The organism is Cellulomonas carbonis (assembly GCF_014636275.1).
Lineage (GTDB): Bacteria > Actinomycetota > Actinomycetes > Actinomycetales > Cellulomonadaceae > Actinotalea > Actinotalea carbonis.
Genome location: NZ_BMEB01000022.1, coordinates 1 through 752 on the forward strand (window position 1 = coordinate 1; position 752 = coordinate 752).

At 59.7% G+C, this 752-nt stretch carries 1 protein-coding gene; it reads right to left on the reverse strand.

The features are described from left to right. On the reverse strand, positions 1-752 hold a 752-nt coding region (locus IEV86_RS17485; protein WP_188484835.1), incomplete at both ends, for an SAM-dependent methyltransferase.

Genomic DNA, 752 nt, shown 5'->3' on the forward strand with positions numbered 1-752 from the left:
TCGTCTGCAGACGTTTCGCTGTTTTCAGCGCCTCGCAGCTGGCATCGACAGCTGTCACTCTGACGCTGTAAGCGGCAAGCTCTCGAGTCAAAGCGCCGACTGAACAACCGATCTCGAGAATGTGGGAGAACGAGGTCGACGGGAGGTGGGACACAAGGGTCTCGCGTTTGGCGATTTCGTATTCGGAATCCCACACCGTCCACGGATCACTGCGTTCTCTGTGCACATCATCGAACACCGCCGACGCAGTGGACGCATCATTGATCCGCGAGCCTATTCCCTCCTGACCAGAGCTCGGCGATGCCGCACCGGATCTGAAATCTGTGAACACGAAGGTATCGTGGCTCCGGATGAAGTGTTCCAAATGGGCGCTGGTGAGGATCGCTTCGTCCCCGTGCTGATCCGACAGCGCTTCTGTCTGCGACGGGTAACACGCGAGCAGAGCATTTCGATCGAGACCTTGTGGGTCGGCTAAGATCCGCCAGGCCTGCCACCGAGGGTCTGTGGGAGCAGCCCAGTGCCAGAACCAGATGGGATACTCGAGCACTACGGCATGATGTGATCGCCCGATGTCCAGCGCCGCGGCGCCCACCGCCTCGTGGTCACAGTGCCCATCCCGGCTGTAAGGCGCAACGAGTGTCACCGGCCCATGTGATCGTGCGATCTCGTGTCGGATCACGTCTCTGATCTGGCTTGAATATTCGGGCAGCTGACCGTCGGGCAGATCGAGAAATCGACTGGAGTGCGCCTTG